The 17,645-nt window shown below is 46.6% G+C and carries 13 protein-coding genes; 2 read left to right on the forward strand and 11 right to left on the reverse strand.

Features of this window, described 5'->3' with window-relative positions:
* Positions 1–15: 15 nt before the first annotated feature.
* The gene (locus ABR189_RS02135) at positions 16–582 is read right to left on the reverse strand and encodes a Crp/Fnr family transcriptional regulator (RefSeq protein ID WP_354658791.1); all 567 of its coding nucleotides are present in this window, start codon (positions 580–582) and stop codon (positions 16–18) included.
* A gap of 121 nt (positions 583–703) precedes the next feature.
* Between ABR189_RS02135 and ABR189_RS02140 the strand changes: the two genes are divergently transcribed.
* On the forward strand, positions 704–1,936 hold the full coding sequence (locus ABR189_RS02140) for a DUF4272 domain-containing protein (protein WP_354658792.1): 1,233 nt from the start codon (positions 704–706) through the stop codon (positions 1,934–1,936).
* A 23-nt stretch (positions 1,937–1,959) separates the two neighbouring features.
* On the opposite strand, the gene ABR189_RS02145 is transcribed toward ABR189_RS02140, so the two are convergent.
* The 4 genes from ABR189_RS02145 to ABR189_RS02160 are packed head-to-tail and all read right to left on the reverse strand — an operon-like array spanning position 1,960 to position 7,761.
* A complete protein-coding gene (locus ABR189_RS02145) occupies positions 1,960–5,130 on the reverse strand; it encodes an efflux RND transporter permease subunit (protein ID WP_354658793.1) in 3,171 nt (1,056 codons plus the stop codon).
* Complete coding sequence (locus ABR189_RS02150; RefSeq protein ID WP_354658794.1) at positions 5,127–5,432, reverse strand: DUF190 domain-containing protein; 306 nt, start codon at positions 5,430–5,432, stop codon at positions 5,127–5,129. Before ABR189_RS02150 ends, ABR189_RS02145 begins: the two co-directional genes overlap by 4 nt.
* Positions 5,433–5,443: 11 nt before the next feature.
* Positions 5,444–6,505: an efflux RND transporter periplasmic adaptor subunit gene (locus ABR189_RS02155; protein ID WP_354658795.1), complete on the reverse strand. Its 1,062-nt coding sequence runs from the start codon at positions 6,503–6,505 to the stop codon at positions 5,444–5,446.
* A gap of 8 nt (positions 6,506–6,513) precedes the next feature.
* Positions 6,514–7,761: a TolC family protein gene (locus ABR189_RS02160; RefSeq protein WP_354658796.1), complete on the reverse strand. Its 1,248-nt coding sequence runs from the start codon at positions 7,759–7,761 to the stop codon at positions 6,514–6,516.
* 92 nt (positions 7,762–7,853) lie between these two features.
* Between ABR189_RS02160 and ABR189_RS02165 the strand changes: the two genes are divergently transcribed.
* A complete protein-coding gene (locus ABR189_RS02165; RefSeq protein ID WP_354658797.1) occupies positions 7,854–8,018 on the forward strand; it encodes a hypothetical protein in 165 nt (54 codons plus the stop codon).
* Here the strand turns inward: ABR189_RS02165 and ABR189_RS02170 are convergent.
* The 6 genes from ABR189_RS02170 to ABR189_RS02195 form a co-directional block, all read right to left on the reverse strand.
* The gene (locus tag ABR189_RS02170) at positions 8,007–8,885 is read right to left on the reverse strand and encodes a glycerophosphodiester phosphodiesterase family protein (protein WP_354658798.1); all 879 of its coding nucleotides are present in this window, start codon (positions 8,883–8,885) and stop codon (positions 8,007–8,009) included. The genes ABR189_RS02165 and ABR189_RS02170 overlap by 12 nt on opposite strands.
* A gap of 16 nt (positions 8,886–8,901) precedes the next feature.
* Positions 8,902–10,446, reverse strand: a complete 1,545-nt coding sequence (locus ABR189_RS02175; RefSeq protein ID WP_354658799.1) for a RagB/SusD family nutrient uptake outer membrane protein — start codon at positions 10,444–10,446, stop codon at positions 8,902–8,904.
* Between the two features lie 18 nt (positions 10,447–10,464).
* Entirely contained in the window at positions 10,465–13,728 is a 3,264-nt protein-coding gene (locus ABR189_RS02180; protein ID WP_354658800.1) for a TonB-dependent receptor, read from the reverse strand.
* A 212-nt stretch (positions 13,729–13,940) separates the two neighbouring features.
* Entirely contained in the window at positions 13,941–14,912 is a 972-nt protein-coding gene (locus tag ABR189_RS02185) for a FecR family protein (RefSeq protein WP_354658801.1), read from the reverse strand.
* 95 nt (positions 14,913–15,007) lie between these two features.
* Positions 15,008–15,589, reverse strand: a complete 582-nt coding sequence (locus tag ABR189_RS02190) for an RNA polymerase sigma factor (RefSeq protein ID WP_354658802.1) — start codon at positions 15,587–15,589, stop codon at positions 15,008–15,010.
* A 271-nt stretch (positions 15,590–15,860) separates the two neighbouring features.
* Positions 15,861–17,609 carry a DUF885 domain-containing protein gene (locus ABR189_RS02195; protein WP_354658803.1) on the reverse strand — a complete coding sequence of 583 codons (1,749 nt, stop codon included), beginning with the start codon at positions 17,607–17,609 and terminating at the stop codon, positions 15,861–15,863.
* Positions 17,610–17,645 lie beyond the last annotated feature (36 nt).

Below are 17,645 nucleotides of genomic sequence, written 5' to 3' on the forward strand. Positions count from 1 at the left end.
GTGGGTCACAAAAGCTCATCGCCGCCTGCGGATACGGCTGATGGTTTCCCTGGCAATACCCAGATAGCTGGCTAACTGGGATTGGGATATTCTTTGCAATAATGCGGGATAATGGGTTTCCATGTACAGATATCTTTCTTCCGGGGTGTATAGCCGGAACAGTTGGGCCTGCTCTTCCTGTTCGATGACCAGCCCTTCCAGCAGGTGTCTGCCAAAGGATTCGAGTTCAGCGTACTGTTTGTACAGCAATACCAGGTCTTCTTTAGCTAACAACCATAGGTGGGTATCTTCCATAGCCTGGATATATTGTTCTGATGGCGTTATATTCCTGAGGCTTTTAAGATTGGTAGCAAAGTTGTTTTCCAGGTAAAAGGCAGTATTTATTTCTTTGCCATCCATTAGCGCATAAGCGCGCAGACTCCCGATTTCAATAAACCCGATGTGCCGGCAGATTTTTCCTTCCTGTAAAAAGAACTGTTTCCGTTTTAAGCGTAGCAATTGTGCAGATGCCAGCAACAATGCCTGTGCAGGGGCAGATAGTGGAAAAATTTGCTGTATGCGCCGGGCTAGTGTAGCTGACATGATTGCTGGAGGTTAAGCTACAAAGGTAAGATTAGCACTTTTGACTTATTATAATTTATTTTGCAGCTGCAATCTGTTACTTTACAGGGCTTATTATCTGAATCTATCGTAAACATAGTGTATGGAAAACTGTACCATTTATAGTCATGATGTGAATATGGACAAAGTGCTGACTGTTTTACAATCGCATTTTGACCAGTCGGCCATTAAGGTAAATGGAACAGCTGAGCAATGGGAAAGCGTGGTGGTGACCACTGGTAAAAAACTCTGGAAGCCAGGACAAACACTTACGCTCCGGTACCGGCAGCGGACAGTGCCGGGGTATCAGTTGCCTCCTTCCGGAGAAGCTATTGCAGAGAACCTCCGGGGCATGTATAATTATGTGGCAGGTATCCAGGCCGCTAACACAGGATTACAGGAATTGCTGCTGGCCAAGATTGCGACTATTAATACAGAGCTTACTCTTATTGCAGATCCTGCTTTTACAGCACAGCATGCTGCGGTGATTATGCAGCTGGCAAAGGAAATGGATGCATTTTTATTTTCCGGCAATAATGGTGTTTTCAAAACCGAAACACAGGGGTTCTGGGACCAGCAGGGAGATTTGTTGCTGGATACTACCGGGGCCTCTACTGCCGCAACACTTACTGTAAATATTGCGTCAGCATATTTTGATGATCATGCAGCGGTAAATACGCCTGCTCCGGATGCAACTGCCCGCAAAGCACGTAGTGAAGCGCAACTGAAAGCGATGGAAGTAAAGACCAACCGCTTTTTGCCGGTGGTTACCAATGAAGCTACTGTGGTGATACGCAGTGCCCGGGAAATTGCAGAACGGCTGGTGGTATTGTCGGCCGTGAACAGTGTAGCGTTTAATCATTTTTCCGGGGCTGAAATAACCACCTACCTCCAAAAAAATAATTTATGGGAGCTTACCACACCTAAAGAAAAAATATTCCTGGAGCATCCTAAAGAAGCCGATAAAATGCGGGAAACCTGGAAGTGTGAAGGCATCTGGGTGTTATTGTGGGCATTGAAAAAATTATCTGCTATCGGGGCTATGGATGCATTGGCTAACCTGGACATGATAGCGGCGGAAGATTATCCTTTCCGGGGGCTGGAAGGCAATCCGGCGGCTTATATAGCTGCTGCGGGAGATATGCGCAGCAGTGCAGAGATCCTGGATGCAAATGATCTGTATTACCGGGCCGACTGGGCCTGTGTGGATGCCCGTATCAAAGGTACCGGGATAGAAGTGTTACATCCAGGCATTGTTTATGAAAGGCATTATGCTCTCAACTGGCTGATCAGTTATCATGAGCAGCCATGGGATGAGGTGTCCTGTGATACCTGATCAAGGGGGAAGCCCATCTTTATTTATTGATCATCATCTGCAGGTGTTAGCTGCGGTGGTGTGCCATGCATATGATCGCTGTTGGCCTGTGATCTTTTTTCCAGCCAGTAATACAGCGGTGGGATCACTACCGGTGTAAATAATAGGGTAAATGTTAATCCTCCTATGATTACAGTAGCCAGCGGTCTTTGCACATCAGAACCGATACCGGTGCTCAGTGCCGCCGGAACAAGGCCAATGATGGCTACCACGAGCATCATCATGATGGCCCGGAACTGGTCTACCGCTACTTTTTGCACCGAGGCCCGCAGGGTGAGGGGCGATTTATACATTTCCCGGTTCAGCGCAGAAACAAGTAATACCCCCGCCATTACAGAAATACCGAAGATAGACACGAATCCAACGCCACCGGAAACATTAAAATGATATCCCCTGATAAATAAAGCGGTGATGCCTCCTGCCAGGGCCACCAGGATACAGCTCATGGTAACAAAGGTTTGTTTCATGCTTTTAAAAAGCATAAACAGGAACACAAATACGATCACGATGGTGAGCGGAATAGTGAGCGACAGTTGTTTGCCTGCCCGTTCCAGGTTTTCATACTGGCCACCGTAAATAATGTCATATCCTTTAGGGATGCGGATCTGCCGGTTTATCTTTTTCTGTAGTTCGGCAACAAAAGAGCCCTGGTCGCGTCCGCGAACGTTGGTGCGCACCGTGATCATCCGTTTGCCATCGATACGGTAGATATTTGTTTGGCCGTCTATGAACCGGATGTCTGCCAGTTGTTCCATAGGGATTAATGCACCAGTGGAAGAAGGTATCTGCAGGTTGCTGATGGCTTCCGGTGTGTTCCGGTAATCCGGCAGGTAACGGATCACGATGTCGTAACGTTTGGTGCCGTCGTAGAGCGTGCCAATGGTTTTGCCGCCGATGGCAGCTTCGATCATGCCTTGTATGTCGCTCACGTTGATGCCGAAGCGTGCGGCATTTTCCCGGTTAATATTGATAGCCAGTTGTGCCTGCGTACCTTCCTGTTCTATATTCACTGAAGCTGCACCGGAGGTAGCTTTTACGATGGTGGCAATACTGTCGGCTTTCCGGCGCATCATGGCCAGATCATCCCCCACCACGGAGATGGCCAGATCAGCGGCGCTACCGGTTACTATTTCCATGACCTGGTCTATGATCGGCTGACCGGAATTGAAGGAGGCTCCCGGAATATTTCTTTCCAGATCGCTTTGTATCCTACTTACCAGTTCTTTTTTGGAGATGGTATCGCTCCACTGTTTATAATCTTTTAGCCCGATCAGTATTTCTGTACGGTTGGTAGGGAAGGGGTCTGTACCATCATCGTTGCGCCCCGTTTGGGTAATGATAAATTTTACTGGCGGATACCGGGAGGCGATCTCACGGATCTTCGGTGCTATTTTGGCGTTTTCCTGTATGGTAACCCCTGCGGGCAGAAAGGCCCGCATAAAGATGGACCCCTCATCCAGCTCCGGCAGGAATTCTGTGCCCAGTTTGGCTCCCAGCGAAATGAGCAGTAGTACAAAGATGCCCGCAATCAGCACCGTTTGTTTATGAAAACGCAGAAAGAAGTTTAGTGAATTTTTATACCACCGTTCAAAAAAATCAAGGATGGGATTCCGGTGAGCTTTCATCGGTTTGTCGGCTGAAAGCGCTTTTTTATAAGCAAAGGAAATCAGTACGGGAATGAGCGATAAGGCGCAGATCATAGACCCTATTACTGCAAAGGCCAGGGTGAGTGCCATCGGGGAAAAGAGCTTGCCTTCCACCCTTGTCATCAGCAGGATAGGAGTATAGGCCAGTATAATAATGGTCACGGAGAAAAAGATTTCCCTGCCCACTTCCTGTGCGGCCGACATAGTAATACCGATGATACCACTCTTTTTTTCCAGTTCGGTGGCATTCCGGTACCGGCGGATCAGGTGTTCCGCCATTACACAGGCCCCATCCACGATAATACCGAAGTCGATCGCCCCCAACGATAACAGGTTGGCAGGAATGCCCGTGAGCCGCATCAGGATAAATGCAAAAAGCAGGGCAAAAGGGATCGTGGCAGTTACTACCAGTGCGGAGCGGATACTGCCCAGGAAGAACACCAGGATGATGATCACGATACTGACTCCCATGAAAAGGGTGTGCGACACCGTTTCCAGCGAGTGGTCTATCAGGAAGCTCCGGTCGTATAATACCCGCAGGGTAACGCCTTCGGGTAGGGATGTGCTGGTAATATCTTCAATTTTGGCCTTTAAAGTTTTTAATACTTCACTTGGGTTTTCGCCCCTGCGCAGCAGGATGATGCCTTCCGGTGATCCTATTTTGTCAATACCTGCATCAGGAACGGCATAGCCAAGTACGCCTGCGGGTGGTGGAGGTGTTATTTCTACGGTAGCTACATCGCGAATGTATACCGGCGTACCGTTGACGGCGGTTAGCACAATGTTCTGGATATCTTTTTCAGATTTAACACTGCCCAGCCCACGTACGGCAAATCCTTGTCCACCGCGTGCTATAACATTTCCACCGGTGTTCTGGTTGTTCTTGCCTACAGCATCCATCACCGCCTGCAGCGTAAGGTTGTATTTACGTAGTTTATCCGGGGACGTTAGGATGTGGAATTGTTTAAGCGGGCCGCCAAAATTGGTCACATCTGCGATGCCTGGTACCTGTAAGATGGCTGGTCTGATTACCCAGTCCTGTAAGTCCCGGAGCTGCATAAGGGTGAAATTGGGAGGTGCTTCTACCACATAACGGTATATTTCCCCCACTGCAGTGGTAAGAGGGGCCAGCTGTGGGGTAACGCCATCCGGCAGCTCTACGGAAGACAACCGTTCTATCACCTGCTGCCTGGCAAAATAGTCGTCTGTGCCATCCTGGAAGGTGAGCTGTACTACAGATAAACCAAAGATGGTACGGCTTCGCCTGTCTAATACCCGTGGTACGTTATTGAGTGCCCTTTCCAAAGGGATGGTTACCTGTTGCTCTACTTCTTCAGCCGCCCTGCCATCGTAAGGGGCTACTATAATTACGTTGGTATCGGCAATATCCGGATAGGCTTCAATCTTCAACTGGGTAAAGCACCAGTAGCCGAGTACGGATAATACAATGGCTGCTATAATAACTGCCCAGCGGTTACGTAAAGAAAACAAAAGGAGATTACGGATCATGCTTCAAAAGAATCTACTTCGTGAGTAATTATAAAACCACCTTTGTAGGTAACCCGGAGTTGTTTCAATACGTCCAGCACTTTGGCGGCATCATCTATAAAGGTGATCATGATCGGTGGGTCATCAAATGAAAAGATCAGGTCGGGCCGCTTCATTTGCTGGTTGGCGCCAAATCCCATCATGCCTTTATATGCAGTAGCTCCCTTGATCTGGTGCAGCAGCAGGAATTGCATAATGTATTCGTATAAGGGGCGATCCTCCTGCAGATCGTTTTTGTCGATAAAGATCTGTGCCTGTAGCATAATGCAGCATTTTAATATCCGAATGAAATTCCTTTCAGTTCCATGGCGCCCTCAATTACTACCTGGTCGCCTTCCTGTATGCCGTTGTAAACAATAAACCGGTCATTTATCTGTGCGCCGGTCAGTACTTCCCGGCGGCTGAACTGGCGGTCGCCACTCTTTACAAAGACGTAGTTTTTTCCCTGTACGGTGATCACTGCCTCTTTGGGTACTGATAAACTATTGCCTTCATTTACACCAAATTTCACCATGGCATACATCCCGGCACGTAACTGTTTATTGTTATCGTTTATACCTATACGTAATTTTACCATTCTGGTGATGTTGTCCACTACTTCACCTATATCTTCGATTGTACCGGTAAAGGATTGGTTGGGGTAGGAGGTGAAATGCAGGGTACAGTTGTTGCCTTCTTTAACTTTGGTAACCTGGTTTTCCGGCATGTCGCATATCACCCATACTTTGTTCAGGGGAGCGTGTGCCAGCGCCTGCGGGTCAAAGCCTGCCAGTTTTAATCTTGATTCATGCTCTATGATAGCTGTTTTTTCATTGGCCAGTTCGGTTTGAGCTACTTCCATATCTGTTTGTGCGCTGATCACATCTGTTTTGGCATCAGATACGTCTTTGCCCGTACCGGCGCCGTGATTGGCCAGGTCCTGGAACCGCGCCAGCTCAATCTTTTTCTGATTGACGATGGCATTCTTTTGCTGGATAATACCCGCTTTTTGCCGGATATTGATAATATGCTGAAGTAGTTCTGTATAGTTGGCCGTGAGGTCGGCATTATCAAACAACACCAGGTTCTGCCCGGAAGCATCGATGGCCTTTACCACGGTAGCCACTACTCTGGCCGGTGCTGTAAGCATGGCATTAAGGTCACTTTTTCCTGCCGGAACGGTTTTAAAATAACTCAGGGTAAGGCTATCGGGGGGAAACAGGATGCTACGTCCACTGTCCTGCAGGGTAGGTTTATCCGACACCGGCGCCGCTTGTTTTTGTTCCCGTGATCCGCAGGAAATCATCACACCCGCTGTTATGGTGGCGATCAGTACACTATTTATTATTCTTTTCATCTGAATAATTAGAGTTGATTGATTAATCCGGTTACGTATAATAATTGGAGATAGCTCCTGCGATAATCGTATAAGGCGGTGTAATACATTTTCTGTGTATCAAACCAGGTGCGTTCTGCTTCCAGAAAATCGATGATGGTGGTACCGCCACGGGCATAAGCGTATTTGACGGCCGTCAGCACCTGGGTAGATTTAGATAGAATAGCATCGTACTTCCTGATAGCTTCCTTATTCAGCTCATAGGTATGGAAGGTGGTTTGTACATCCGTTTGTACCTGTTGTCTGATCGCGGAAAGCGCTTGTTCCGATTGCTGCAGCTGAAACCTGGACTTTTTAATCTCTCCCTGGTTACGGCTGAAAAAAGGAAGATCGATGGTACCAAAGAAGCCGAAGTATGGAACGGTATTCTGGGGGTTATAGATCAGTCCGAGTTCCGGATTGGGGATGGCCAGTGCCTTTTGCAACTTCACATTACTTTTGGCGGCTGCTATGGTGTGGGTAGCTACCTGTATATCCGGGCGCCGGGTATAGGAAATGGCCAGGAGGCTATCCAGCTGTTCTGTTACAACCAGCGTTATAACGGGATCGCTGGTATCGATGGATACAGGTGCCATGCTGCCTGTGAGCAGTTGCAGGTTTTGTATTTCATTCTGATAGGCCTGGCTGGCCTGCTGTAGTTGCAGCTGGTATTGCTCTGCCAGGAGTTGGGTTCTGGCCAGGTCACTTTCGCTGATCACCTGGTTGCGGAGTCTTATCTGTTGGATGGCCACCAGGCTGTCGATATTGGTTTTAGCTTCCTGTACCAGATCAAGGTTCATTTTATTATACCATACATCCACCCATTTGTTGCCGGTTTCCAGTAATACCATTACCTCGGTAGTGGCATAATTTTTTTCCGTGACACTTACATTTTTGCCGGCTACCTCCTGTTTATATTTACGTTGGTTGGCCAGCTGGAACTGTTTGGTTACCTGCCACCATACCTGTCTGTTGTGCGCATTCTGAAACTTTGTGCCGGTTGCAAAATACCGGTCGTTCATCAGTTGCAGGGTTTGGTTGTTCAAAACAGGATTGGGCCGTAACCCGGCAGTAACCACATCGCTTTGGGCTATATTCAGGTTCAGTTTTTCCGGCTGTAAAAATGGATTGTTTTGTTGGGCTGCATGCAAGGCCTGTTTCAGGGTTATCCCGTTTTGTGCATACAGGCTGCACGATAAGGGAAGTACACAACAGATCAGAAAAGCTTTTTTCAGCATACCTGTTTATTCCGGTTTTATAGTTAAAAACATAAAACGATTATTCCAAGGTAGGGGGGGCCGCTTCACATATTTAAATGTACGGCTAAAATGTGAAAAGAGATTGCAGCCCCTTAAACGGCACTTTTCACTTTAGGGGGGAGGAGGGGATGTATTGCCAATTGTTATTAGTACAGGCCGGCGGGGAGCAACAGAAAGGGCTGACCAAAAAGGCCAGCCCTACAGGGAAAATATCAAAACTGGTATTACCGGTGTAATCCTCTTTTTCTCAGATACCGGAGCAGCTCTTCCGGAAAATCTGTCTGGATCACATTGGTATATTTAAACTGATCTAACAATGCTGTGAATCCTGCATCCGGTGTTGCTTTTTCCATGGCATCAAATTTACCCAGCGCATTCATCCATACCCGTGAGCCTGCTTTGCGTATCTGGAGCATCAGGCTGTCGGTGTAAAAGGAGGGGTCGGCATGTACCACCGGAAACTTGCCCATTTGGAGAATGGTATCTGTTTCAGCGGCATTATGCGCCCTGGGCATAATGGGCAGCTGTTTGTCAAGACCTTGCAGAAACGGGGCATCCTGATGGTCATAAATAAAGAATAACACTTGTTGGATGGTTTGTGTTTCTTTAAGTAACGCATAGGTTTTCTGAGCGGCTTCCCGGCTGTCTGCTTTAAAATCTATATCTACGATAATATGGCCTTTGGCCAGCAACAAGGCTTCTTTAAAAGTAGGTATTCTTTCCGCAGTAGGTTGTCCGTTGTGCAGCAATGGGAATTTTTGCAGTTCTGCATACGTATAGCTGCTTACCTCTCCCGGCTGTCCGGTAGTACGGGTAATGGTACGGTCATGCATGATCACCAGTACGCTGTCTTTGGTTTCGCGTACATCCAGTTCTACAATGTCTGCCCCTATCCGGATGGTTTCACGGATAGCCGCCAGGGAATTTTCCGGGTATTTGTTGTGGGCAGCACGATGGGCGGCCACCATTACATAGTCCGGGCGCTGATGAAAATCCTTTAATATCTGCTTCAGGTTAACCTTGGCAGGTTTGGCCACCACCTGCGCATCAAGGGATAACCAGGAACTGCAAAGAAAAAGTAGTAGAAAACAATATTGCTTCATTATTCAGTATTTGAGTTTAAAAATAACCTTCGTTTTGCGGAAATTTAATAGTTGACAAATCTATTTGTGCCTGAGGGATAGGTCGCAGTACATGATAATCCTTGATATTCACCGCATTAGGGTTATATTTTTTTACCCGTTCTACCAGTTTGCCGGTACGTACCAGGTCCATCCAGCGTTCTTCTTCACCACCCAGTTCCCTGGCACGCTCATCGAGGATCTGGTCGATATTCAGCTGGCCGGCAGTCAATAACGGTATTTGTGTATTGGGTTTGGCCGCCCGGATTCTTACTTCATTAAAGTAAGGAATGGCCTGATCTGCTTTTCCTGCCAGCATAAGCGCTTCTGCAGCCAGCAGGTAGGTTTCTGAAAAACGGTATACAAAGAAGTCCCGGAATCCTTTCAGGTCCTGTACACTTGCGCGGGTAGCATCATCATGTTTTTTAATGCCCCAATGCATGTTGTCATTATTCGGCGCAATGGTAGAAGTTACCCCTGGTGAAATCTGCCATACTACGGTATCCCCTATCTTTTTTCCGGCAGGGAGGGTAGCTGTATTATTGTATGTCCAGATATACCGGAAGGTAACATCAAAGCGGGCATCATTGGCATCAAACAGGTTGCGGTAGAATTCTGTAGGCCGGAACCTGGTATAGGGGCGTCCTCCTTGCAAGAGGTCTCTTTTTAAACCCGCATACTGGTCATAGGCAGGTGTGAAAAAGGCATGTCCCTGGTTGCCATCCTCATTAAACAGGGCATTATTCAGGTATTGCACTGCAAAAATGATTTCGGTATTTCTTTGATTGTTGTAATCAAATACATCGCCATAAGCCTTAACCAGTTTATAAGGACCTTCCTTGATCACTTTTACTGCTGCTGTGGCTGCTCCTTCATAGTCTTTCAGCAGAAGCTTGACCTTTGCCAGCTGGTGCAAAGCGGCTCCTTTGGTAATGCGCCCATATTCGGAGGAGGTCCAGTTAAGCTGATCTGCGGCATACTGGGTATCATCCAGCATCTTTTTCCAGATCTCTGTTTTAGCAGTTCTCCCGGCATCAGTTACCACCCCTTTGGTTTCATGTTCGCTATATACCACATCTCCAAACTGAAGCGTAAGCCAATAGTAGAAATGAGCGCGTAAAAAGCGTGTTTCTGCCTTATACTGGACTTTGAGCTGATCGCTCATGGTCACATTATCGATTTTGTCGAGTACGGTATTAGCGGCATTGATACCTTCATAACAATCATTCCAGATGCCATTGAGGTAATCATTGGAGGGATTTAATGCTGCGGAATAATCATCCATGTATTTATATCCGCCGTCTTTTCCGTGCTGGAAAATATCGGTACCCATGGTGGTGGCGGTGAATCCTTTCTGGGAGCCGTATAGTCCTCTCAGCTTGCTGTATACACCGGTTACCCCATTGGAAATACCTGCCGCATTGCTGTAAATAGCTTCCGGCACCGGTTTGTACAGTTCATTTTCTTCCAGGCTGCACGATGATAATGTAGTGCAGAAAACGGATATCGCAGTAAGTATATAAAGTGGTTTGTTAAATAGCATGACCTGTTGTTTTAAGCATTAAAAAGCAGCATTGATGCCGATGGCATACATTTTTACCGTAGGATACATCGCACGTGTACCATCGGATTCAAATTCAGGATCCTGCCCTTTGTATCCTGTAATGGTAAAAGGATTTTCGGCACTCAGGCTGATCTTTAAGTTTTTAATAGTTGCCCGTTGCAGCCATGCCTGTGGCAGTGACCAGGCGAAAGAGAGATTCTTTATCCTTACAAAACTGGCATCTTTGTAGGCCAGGGTAGAACCGAGGTATACACTTTCCTGGTTTTTATCTGGTCTTGGATTTTCGTTTGTTGGATTTTCCGGTGTCCAGTAGTCTACCTGCAGGTTGTTGTACCTGCCGGCCAGACGGTTATTGTTTTCAAACCATCTGGAATAGATCAGGTATTTCTGCCGGGTATTGAGCACCACATTTAACTCCATGCCTTTGTAGGAAAAACGGTTTGTCATACCTGCTATCCAGTCGGGCATCTGGGAGCCAAGGATCACACGGTCCTGATCGCTGTACTGCTTATCATCATTCACGTCTGCCAGTTTGATCTGTCCGGGTTTAGCACCATATGCAGCAGCTGTTTGTGCTTCACTGGTTTGCCATACCCCTACTTTCTGGTAGTCGTAGAATACTTTGATAGGCTGGCCTATAAACCACTGGTTACCTACATCATCTTTTCCATCTCCGTATAACTGCACAATTTCATTTTTATTGGTAGAGAAATTGAGATCGGTGGTCCATTGAAAGCCGTTGTTATTCGCAATGTTGATAGTAGACAAGGTCACTTCCCAGCCTTTGTTGCGGGTAGCACCAATGTTTTCAAGTACTTCCGTATAGCCGGTGCTGCCAGGGATACTTCTTCTGAGGAGGATATTCTTGGTATTGGCAATATAATGTTCTATCGTACCTGTGATACGGTCATCAAACAGGCCAAAATCAAGCCCTGCATTTAAGGAAGCGGTAGATTCCCATTTCAGGTTGGGATTAGAGATAGTAGCTGGGAGGAAACCATTCATACCGGTTTCACCAAAGGCGTAGGCACTCTTTTTCAGGGTACTGAAGGTACCATAAGGTACGATACCATTGAAGCCGGTGCTACCATAGCTTAGGCGCAGTTTCAGGGTATTGATTTTGCGGAGCGACTGCATAAATGGTTCAGCATCTATTCGCCATGCAAAGGCCGCAGAAGGGAAATACCCCCATTTATGCCCGGTAGCAAAAACAGAGGAGCCATCGGCTCTTCCGGTAACGGTAAAGAGGTACCGGTTTTTATAATCATAGTTTACCCGTGCCATATAAGACAAGAGTAAGGATTTACGGAAGTCACTGCTGATACCGGTTACTTCACCTGCTGTTTCCAGGAAATGATAGCTTTGTGCTTCGTACGGTAATTTGTTGGCCCTGATACCGGAGCTGTTGATCGTTTGCTGCTGGGAGCTTTGCAGGAGCGTAACCCCGAAGCGGTGATCCCTTGACAGTTGCCGGTTGTATTTCAGTATATTCTCTATCGTTATAGAGAACATATCCGAGTTAGTCAGGCCTGCAGTAGCATTACCTCCCTGGTTATCATCTGTTTCGCTGCCTTTGAAAAACCCTTCTTTGGATGCTTCCATTTCCGGCCCGATGTTTAAACGGTAGGTCAGGTCTTTGGTAATATCCCATTCGCCGTACATACTGGCAAACACGCGGGTTTTATACCGCTGGTTGATGGTGTTTTTTATCACGGACAAAGGGTTTACGCGCTGGCCTTCATCATTATTGGGGCGGAACAGCAGGTTGCCCGCACTATCATAGGGAATACCCAGTGGGTTCAGGCGGAGGGCATTATCAAACACGGTGTTGTCTGTTACATTTTGAGTAGACATACTGGCCAGGGTAGATACGCCCATGCGGATACGGTCATTGACCTGGTGATCCAGGTTAATGCGTAAAGCGCCTCTGGTAAAATCTGTTTTGTCTATGATCCCTTTTTCCTTGAAGTAGTTAAAAGAAACGGCAAATTGTGTTTTCTCCTTGCCGCCTGTTACTGATAGCTGATGGTTTTGTTTGGCGCCACCATGATAAATAATATCCTGCCAGTCTGTAGATCTTCCGATAGCCAGGGATTTTAGGGCGATATCATCAAAGAGGGTAGCATCAGCCGGATATTGGTTGTTGGGGTCTGCAGTTCTGGCGGCTTCCCGGCGTAATTGTGCAAATTCCTGGCCATTCATCAGGTCCAGCTTACGGGTAATGGCAGTAACGCCATAGTAAGCATCATACGTAACATTGGTTTTACCGGCCTTTCCTCTTTTAGTAGTGATCAGCAATACCCCGTTGGCTGCGCGGGAACCATAGATGGCAGTAGAGGAAGCATCTTTCAGCACTTCCACGGAAGCAATATCATTAGGATTGATTTCATTGAAACCACCCACCATAGGAATACCATCCAGTACGATCAGCGGGCTGTTATCATTTTTGATGGAGCGTTGTCCGCGTAAAAGGATATTTGCCCCGGCACCAGGTTCGTTTCCGCTACTGAATACATCCAGCCCGGCTACTTTACCTTTCAGCGCCTGCGCCGCATTGGTGGTAGGTTGTTCGGCTATTTCACTACCTCTTACAGAAGTGATGGAACCCGTGATATCACGTTTCTTTTGTGTACCGTAACCTACTACCACTACTTCTTCCAGTCCCTTAACATCTTCCTGCAATACAATGGTGGCAGGAGAGAGGCTGGTTACTTCCACTTCCCGGCGGGTATATCCCGACATGGAGAAGATCAATATGTCGCCTATACCAGCTTCCACGGTAAAAAGACCTTCACCATCCGTAATGTTGCCACGGTTACTGTTTTTTACGACTACTGTTACGCCTGGCAATGGCATACCCTGCGCATCAGTTACTTTCCCCTTTACTCTTTCGGCCGGCGCCACCGTTTTTACCGGGGCAGGTACTGGAGCAGCAGGTTCCTTCTCCAGTATAATGATCTTTTTGTTTTGTATTTTATAGGTAAGCTTCGTGTTACGCAGTAATTCATTCACCGCCCATGCTACGGTTTTTTGTCTGGCCTGCAGGGTAACCGCTGTGTAAGGAGCTACCAGTGCTTCATTGTAGATAAACAGGTAGTCTGTTTTTTGCTGGATGATAGCAAAAGCTTCTTTTAGCGACTGGCGATGGAAGGTGCAGTCAATGGTTTCATTGCCGGCATGCGACTGGCCATTGGTAGAGGCACCCAGTAATAGCTGGGTGCCCATAAGAATAAGGATAAATAACCTGCATCCAGTTTTCATGATTTGTTGAATTACGGACACGACAATCCTGGTATAAATTTTCATACCTTTATACGGGTTTTAATAATTGATTAAATCGTTAATAAAATCCAGGGAGGAGGATCAATAAGTGATTGGCGTTACGGATTGATCTTTCCCGTTAAACAGCCGGTGGGGGTATCCCCTTACCGGTTTTTTTATTTGTACTGAGTGAACTGCATAGGCAATAAGTTTTAGTGTATTTGTTTACTGAAAGTGATTTTATGATTTTGTGTGGAATAGTTTAACTTATTGGCGAGGCATAAAGCGGTCAGCACATCTTCCAGGGTATCTGTAGCCTCTATACCGGCAGTAATACGATAGGCCTGCAGGGCAGGGTCGGCAAATGCAATAGTTACATTAAACTTATTCTCCAGCATGAGGGATATCATATCCAGCCGTTCATTGTTAAAAAGTAGCTGGCCTGTAGTCCATCCGTTGACAGCCGTTGCGTCTACCGTGGTTTTACTGATTTCCTGCGATTGGGTATGTACCGTTACCTGTTCGCCGGGAAGTACAATGACTTCCTGTCCGGCAAGCTGAGGCAACTTATTATCGCATTGCACCGCCACCTTTCCCTGCTGTACGGTTACCTGTAAATAAGCCAGCTGTGAGTAGGCCCGTACATTAAAAATGGTGCCCAGTACCCGTGTATTGACATGACCTGATTTGATGAAAAACGGATGCTCAGGGTCCTGTTTTACATCCAGGCATATTTCCCCCGTAATGAGTTCTATTTGCCGGGAAGCACCCTTAAAATGCGCAGGATAGCGGAGCTGGCTGCCTGCATTCAACCATACACGGGTACCATCTTCCAGCATGAATTGCAGCGGTTTCCCTTTAGCTGCAATCACTTCCTGCCATGCTTCTTTTGCAGGCCACACCAGCCATAGCATGGTAGCAGCACCCAGGAGGAGCAGGAAGGAGGCCGCGATCTTCAGCAGTCTGCCGCGGGTCATTGTCAGCCCTTTCGCGGGCGGCGCCACGGTTAGCTGCACCTGTTGCCATATATCGGCTTCCAGCCGGTCAAAACTGATTTTTGTGGTATCCACCTTACTGCGGTCGCTTTCCTGCTGATACCATTGTTCAATCAATGACCGTTCTGCCGGGGTACAGGTGCCGGCAACGTATTTTTCCAATAATTTTTTGATGTCATGCATGGGCATAATAAAAGGCATATACCTTCCATAACAATAAAGACAGTTGAAAATGATAACAGGGGTAGATGGAGGAAGATTAATTTAATATTAACCGGAAAAGATTACAGGAAAAAGGAGAAATGCGCCATTTTATGGCGTAGTGTGCGGATCGCGTTGCTGATTTGTTTCTTTACTGTTTCCTGCGACAGCTGCAGTTTGTGGGCTATTTCCTTGTGGGTAAGGGCGGTTTTGCGGCTTAATTCAAATACTTCCCTCATTTTAACAGGCAGTGCATGGATCTCGCGTTCTATGCGTGCGGTAATTTCTTTTTCGGTGATGTATTGCAGTGAAGTATTCTCTGTACCTGAGATAAACTGCTTTAAAGAAGAAAGATGCCCCTGGTAAGTACGTTTGGAGGCGAGCAGGTTTAATACCCTGTTGCGCGTAGCCACATACAGGTAAGCGGCCAGTGAGCCGGAAAGCGATATGCCTGCAGCTTTGGTCCACAGCGTGGTAAATACTTCCTGAACAACGTCCTGTGCATCCTGTTCCTGCTCCAGTATACGGTATGCCTGAAGATATAATACGCCCCAGAATCTTTTGTACAATTCCTCAAATGCGTGGGTATTACCCTGCTGGAATAGCTCCAACAGGTGTTCATCATTTAATTCATTTAACTGGCTGGCATATGTGAATTGGTGCATACTGGCCCATTTAAGGCAGACTGGTTGTCTGTCATACCTCCCAAAAGTAATACGACCTGCAGACATTGCATATTAAATAATTGTAAGCAATGGTGCTGCAGCTATAACATGGAACATTATAAGTATAGTATCGTTCTGTATCAAACAAATATAATAATTGTAAATCAAAAATGAAATCAATTTAAAGCGGAAGCCTTGCCGGCGACCTTGAAACATAAGGGCTGGTCAAAACTTTTTGACCAGCCCTTGCAAAAGATAATTTCCTTTTTTATTATTTCAGCATCAGCTGACTGATATATTTTACAGGAGCGCTGCCATAGCTGAGGAACTTTTCATTGAAAGTTTTCAGGTTGTAGGAAGCGCCCATTTTTTGTTTATAAGCTTCCCGCAGATCAATAATTTCTTTATAGCCGTTGAAGTAGCTGGTGAGCTGTACACTGGTAACACTCACCCTTTTCCATTTACCTTCTGCTTCTGCCTGTTGCTGGAATGCTTCTTTCGTCAGCAGATGAATGGCATCTTCTTTAGACATGTTTTTTACATGCACACTATAATCCAGGATGGTATTGCATACGGTGCGCAGGTTCCATTTGTACCACATCAGCCACATCTCCGGGTCATTATTACCATATCCGTTTTCCAGCATCATTTGTTCGGTATATACAGCCCATCCTTCAATCATGGCGCCATTGCCCAGCAGTGATTTTATCAGGCTGGGGGATTGGTTGGCATATACCAGTTGTGTGTAATGGCCAGGAATTGCTTCATGAATATTCAGTATCTGAAGGATGTAATGATTGTATTCCCTTAAATAACTTTCTGCTTGTTCTTTGGGCCATCCTTCCAGGCTGCCTACATTGTAATAGGTGTTGCCACCTTTGTCATACGGGCCGGGAGAGCTGATAGAAGCGCCTGCCACGCCTGCCATGTAAGCAGGTTCCTTACGTACTACAAGAGGCTTGGAAGGATCAAGGTATAACAAGTCTTTTTCCTTAATGAAAGCCACCAGTTCCGGGATTTGTTTTTCAATAGCCAACTGGAACTCTTCCGGTTTCACATGTTTTACGGAGAGCGTATCTATCATTTTGCCAATCAGTTCAAGCGGTGTGGCCGGCATGGGTTGTTTAGGAAAATATTTTTCCCACAATGTTTGGGAGATGCTGGCCATTTGCAGGTGGAGGTATGCTTTACGGGCTACTGCAGAATCATACAACTGCGAAGCGGTAAAGGACGACTGGATCTGGTAAGCAAATTTCTGATCGTACAGCGCTTTGCCCAACCGGAAATCCCTGGGATGTTCATTTTTTAATGCTTTCAGCCAGGCAGCATAATCACGGATGGCCTTGGCGGCTGTTTTTGCACGTGCCAGCATGGCTGTTTTTTCTGCGGCAGGAATGGTTGTTTTGCGCAGAGAATCAGCAAAATCCTTTTCAAAGATGGAAAGACCACCCAGGTTCTGATCCGCTGCCAAAGCGGTCAGTTCTGTAACGGGATCCTTGATCTGTTTTTTGGCAGCCTCATAATAAGCAGGGATATTATTCATCCTGATATAAAAACTGCGTAAACGGTTTTCCAGCGGTTCGTAGTTTTCATTCAGGATAAAAGCAAACGTGTTACTGATATTAAAGTTGGAGGGATCCCATTCATTGCTTTTTAATTGTTCGATTCCCCATCTCGTAGATTCCAGCTGATTTTTGATCAGGTGATAATCTGTCTGGTAGGCATCGGTGAGTGCATTCACGTCATATCTTTTCAGGGAATCGAGATGACGTTGTGTAAATGCCAGGGAAGACTGTATGGCTGCACTATCAGGGATCACGAGTACAGAATCGTATTTATGGAACCCTACAGAAGTGGCCCAGTCGGGATTTTGTTTCCACAGGTCATCAATAAACTGTTGTTCATAAGCACTGAAGGAGGTATTGGCTGAGCTGTCGGTGCCCGATGATTTTCCGGTACCGGTATTATTGCATGCTGCCAGTGTTACAGCTGCAAATCCATAAAGCAGGTATTTTCTCATTGTTGTAACAGATTGGTTGAATAAGCACCTAAGTTA

Source organism: Chitinophaga sp. H8 (genome assembly GCF_040567655.1).
Lineage (GTDB): Bacteria > Bacteroidota > Bacteroidia > Chitinophagales > Chitinophagaceae > Chitinophaga > Chitinophaga defluvii.